The organism is Rhodococcus sp. EPR-134, from assembly GCF_001647205.1.
GTDB lineage: Bacteria > Actinomycetota > Actinomycetes > Mycobacteriales > Mycobacteriaceae > Rhodococcus_F > Rhodococcus_F qingshengii.
The window spans coordinates 1-4,122 of sequence record NZ_LVCT01000190.1; the positions used below are offsets into that span (position 1 = coordinate 1).

Annotated in this window: 5 protein-coding genes and 1 pseudogene; 2 read left to right on the forward strand and 4 right to left on the reverse strand. The window is 61.9% G+C overall.

Translation table 11 applies throughout. The annotated features are described in order from the left end of the window. From A2J01_RS08505 to A2J01_RS08520, 4 genes and pseudogenes are all read right to left on the reverse strand, one after another. Window positions 1–241: pseudogene (locus A2J01_RS08505) on the reverse strand (NAD-dependent malic enzyme); the annotation flags it as partial. 420 nt (window positions 242–661) lie between these two features. Then, window positions 662–1,054 carry a hypothetical protein gene (locus A2J01_RS08510; RefSeq protein WP_064112519.1) on the reverse strand — a complete coding sequence of 131 codons (393 nt, stop codon included), beginning with the start codon at window positions 1,052–1,054 and terminating at the stop codon, window positions 662–664. A gap of 3 nt (window positions 1,055–1,057) precedes the next feature. Beyond that, complete coding sequence (locus tag A2J01_RS08515) at window positions 1,058–1,672, reverse strand: MarC family protein (protein WP_442971558.1); 615 nt, start codon at window positions 1,670–1,672, stop codon at window positions 1,058–1,060. Beyond that, entirely contained in the window at window positions 1,669–2,523 is an 855-nt protein-coding gene (locus A2J01_RS08520; RefSeq protein WP_042923377.1) for a PHP domain-containing protein, read from the reverse strand. Before A2J01_RS08520 ends, A2J01_RS08515 begins: the two co-directional genes overlap by 4 nt. 169 nt (window positions 2,524–2,692) lie before the next feature. Here A2J01_RS08520 and A2J01_RS08525 point away from each other — a divergent pair, with 169 nt between their 5' ends. Together A2J01_RS08525 and A2J01_RS08530 are read left to right on the forward strand one after the other, a co-directional pair. Further along, entirely contained in the window at window positions 2,693–3,763 is a 1,071-nt protein-coding gene (locus A2J01_RS08525; protein ID WP_064112521.1) for a magnesium and cobalt transport protein CorA, read from the forward strand. A 134-nt stretch (window positions 3,764–3,897) separates the two neighbouring features. Further along, a partial coding sequence (locus A2J01_RS08530; RefSeq protein ID WP_197494184.1) for an SRPBCC family protein occupies window positions 3,898–4,122 on the forward strand: 225 nt, incomplete at its 3' end.

Here is a 4,122-nt window from a genome sequence, read left to right on the forward strand (position 1 = left end):
CGTCGCTGACCACGACGACGAGTCGGTTGGTCCACGTGTATCGATCGGCGAGGGTTTCGTCTGCAGCGATGGCGCGGCTCACCTGAGCAACACCCGGCGTGTAGGCGATCGAGAGGGCCCGCTGCGTATCGAGCGGTGCTGTGGTCTCGACCGAGAGCTTGCCACCGACGTGAGCGGCAAAGATTTCTTCGTCGGTCAACTCGACCTTGGGTACGTTGATGGCTTCAGTCACGAGGGACACGATGACACTCCTGATTAGTCCAGCCTCAAGCGGGGCTGGGTTACTGGGAAGTAATCCTTCGGACCGCTGCGAAACTACGTTCACAACGGTCAGAGATCATTTCTTCCGCGAACGACTACTGAGAAGAAGAGCATTCGGCGTGCGCGAGAAAGTGGGCCGCAATACATCCGAAGCGTCATGGTGTGGGGCGGGTGAGCCCTGGCGTATCCATGCAATCTAGGTTTCGGGAGAAATTCTGACGAAACCTGCACTTCGGGGCCGGGCTGTGGCGCCGCCTCGAAGTAACTCCAGTTTGCCACCAGAGTCGGATCACAATCAAATCCTCCAAGCGGTCGGATTCCTCACCACACTCGAACCCGAGCCGTCATCCCCACCGTGTCATCCCCACCCAGTCATCCCCACCGTGTCATCCCCACCCAGTCATCCCCACCACTGCGTCACCAACAACAGCCCTGCCACCACGAGCACGACCGCCGATCCGGCAACCGCCGCGATACCCCGCCTGCGGTCGCACCAGATCTGCGCGGCGAGAGCAACCACCGAGGCCGCAATGTGCGCGGTGATCGACGTTGTTCCCGGACCCGGGAATCCGCGGTTGCCGCCCAGATATGCCGAACCGATGATCACGAGTGTCAAGACCACGATTCCGGCCGCCACGGTGCCACTCAGGGCGCGTAGAGCGCGGACCAGCAGCCATTGTCGTTTGTCGGCGGGATAGTCGTAATCGTCTTCGTACTGATAGTCCTGATATTCCTGGTACTGGTAGTCGTCCTCGTACCTGTCGTTCCGGTCGTACCTGTCGTCGTATGTCATCTCTTACGCTCCCGCGACGAATCCGCGGACTGATTCCGCAATGAGTTGAACCGCGATGGCGGCGAGCGGAAGACCGGCGATGCGTGCCAGCAGACTGATGCCACCCTCGCCCAGTATCCGGATCAGTGCGGTCGAGAAGCGCAGGACCACGAACAGCACGAGGTGGATGGACAGAATCGCCGACGCGATGGCCAGATACGACGCCGCTTCACCGTCGGCCTGGGCGACAAAGACGATGACGGCCGCTATCGCACCGGGACCGGCCATCATCGGCGTTCCCAGAGGAACGAGTGCGACGTTGACGTCGTCGGCTCCCTGCGGACGGTTGGAGGCCTTGCCGGTCAGCAGTTCGAGTGCGATGAGAAGCAGCAGCAATCCGCCGGCGCCCTGCAACGCCGGAATGCCGATGTGGAGGTAGTTGAGGATCGCCTGACCGCCGATGGCAAAGACCGAGATGACCGCCAGGGAGACGGCGGGGGCCTGCCATGCCGCTCGATTGCGATCTTCACGACTTTTACGTCCGACGAGTGACAAGAACACCGGGATGACTCCGGGCGGGTCCATGATCACGAACAGCGTGATGAACACGGTGAGGTAGAGCGTGGTGTCGAGCATCAGCGCCCCAGTACCTCCACGCCGGTGGCAGCCGAGACGAGTTTGTCGAACTCGGCTTCGTCCGTGAGCTCGTCGCCGAGTCCGATCGTCTTGTTCTCGCCGTGGTAGTCAGAGGATCCGGTGACTGCCAAACCGAGGTCGACAGCCAGGCGGCGCAGGACGTCACGATCGTCGCTGCGATGGTCCGGGTGATCGACTTCGAGACCCCCGAGACCCAGATCGGCCAGATCACGGATGTGGTCGAGCGCAAGCAATCCGCCGCGCGAACGGGCCCGTCCATGCGCCAGGACGGTCACTCCCCCGGCGGCTGCCACCAGTTCGACGGCGTACTCGAGCGGAGTGTCGTACTTGGGAACGTCGTATCGTCCTCGACTGGACAACAGGTCGGAGAAAGCCTCACTGATGCTCGACACCACTCCCGCTCGCATCAGGGCCGCTGCGACGTGCGGGCGTCCGACGGACGGACCGGCGTCAGCCAAGATCTGATCGGGATCGACGGGCAGACCGTCACGCGCCATCATGGTCGTCATCACCCGGATACGTTCGACGCGTTCGGCGCGCAGTCGCTCACGTTCTTTTGCGAATTCGGGGTGCGTCGGATCGAACAGGTACGCAAGCAGATGTACAGCGACCGGCCAACCACGCTCACCTCGACCTTCGCACGACATCTCCATCCCACGAACCAGGCTGACGCCGGCCGGCAAGGCCTGCGCCGCCTCGGCCCAGCCCGAAGTCGTGTCGTGATCGGTGATGGCGACGACGTCGAGTCCGGCGTCGGCTGCGGCGCGCATGAGGGCAGCCGGGGTGTCGGTGCCGTCCGATGCGTTGGAGTGGGTGTGAAGATCTATTCGCACTGTTCCAGTGTGTCAGCAATCGGCAACTTCATCGCGCTCCGGTGGGCGAGCCGGAAGCTGACGTACGATTACGCCGCAGCGGCAGCGCAATTCGATCAGGTGTCGCTGTAGTGCCGTTCCCCTGCCGTTCCACTGCATTACAGACCGAGAAGGAGCGAGCGTGCCAACCATGCCGTCACTGCCGAATTGGTCGAACGGCAAATCGACGCAAGCCGATGCGCCCAAGATCCCCGTTCCGGCAGCCCGCGCGATCGTCGACTGCGCGGTCTACGTGGACGGCGTGCGGTTGCCGGGCAAGTACACGCACCGCGCTGCGTTGGCCGAGGTTCGTAGTCGCGACAACGCGTTCGTCTGGGTGGGCATGCACGCTCCCGACGAAGGTCAGATGCAAGATGTCGCAGCAACTTTCGGACTCCACGAGCTGATGGTCGAGGATGCCGTCCATGCACACGAGCGCCCGAAACTCGAACGCTACGACGACGTCATGTTCCTGGTGCTGCGCACGGTCGTCTACGTACCGCACGAGTCCGTCGCGACGGCGAGCGAGATCGTCGAAACCGGCGAGATCATGGTGTTCGTCGGCCCCGACTTCGTAGTGACCGTCCGGCACGGGGATCACTCCGAACTGGCAAGCGTGCGCAAGTCACTCGAGGAGAACCCCGAGCGCCTCACCATGGGCCCGTTCGCGGTGTTGCACGCGATCACCGACCACGTCGTCGACAGCTATCTCTCCGTCATCCAACTCGTCGAACAGGACGTCGACAGCATGGAAGAGTTGGTGTTCAACCCGCGGAACACCGTTGCCGTCGAGCACATCTACCTGCTCAAACGTGAAATCGTCGAACTACGACGCTCGGTCACTCCACTCGGATTGCCACTGCTCCAGCTGACCCAGCCCGCGGGCGGCCTCGTCCCGAAGGAGATCCGGCGATACTTCCGTGACGTACGAGATCACCACACGATCGTGGCCGAACGTATCTCGGAATACGACGAGGTGTTGAGTTCGCTGGTCGACGCCGCACTCGCGAAGATCGCGGTGCAGCAAAACACCGACATGCGCAAGATCTCCGCGTGGGTCGCTATCGCCGCCGTGCCGACCGGCGTTGCCGGTATCTACGGGATGAACTTCGAGAACATGCCGGAACTCGGTTACAAGTACGGCTATCAGTCCATCCTGTTCCTCATCGCTTCGGTGTGTGTCGGCTTGTTCTTTCTCTTCCGTCGCAACAACTGGCTGTGAACCTCGCACGCTGACTCCCTGTACTTGCCACCGTCGCAGGCGGACAATGGATATGGGTACGCATTTTCATTCCGTTCCCGAAATCCATTTTGCGACAAGCAAATTCAGATCCAAGGAGAAGTGGAGGAGCAACCATGCCTACAGTCGAGCAATCCGTGGAGATCGCGTTGCCACCCAAGGACGTCTGGGAGTACATCGCCGTCGCCGAGAACTGGCCCAACTGGGAGAATTCGATGGTCGAGTGCAAACAGATCACCGACGGCCCGATGGGCGTGGGAAGCCGCTGGCACGGTGTCTCGCGAATCCTGGGCAAGCGTCTCGAGTGGACATCCGAATTCACCGAGTACGACCCACCGAGA

Excerpts from the sequence above, each read along its gene's own strand:
- A2J01_RS08510 (WP_064112519.1), bottom strand. The coding sequence starts at position 1,054 with ATGACATACGACGACAGGTACGACCGGAACGACAGGTACGAGGACGAC.
- A2J01_RS08525 (WP_064112521.1), top strand. The coding sequence starts at position 2,693 with ATGCCGTCACTGCCGAATTGGTCGAACGGCAAATCGACGCAAGCCGAT.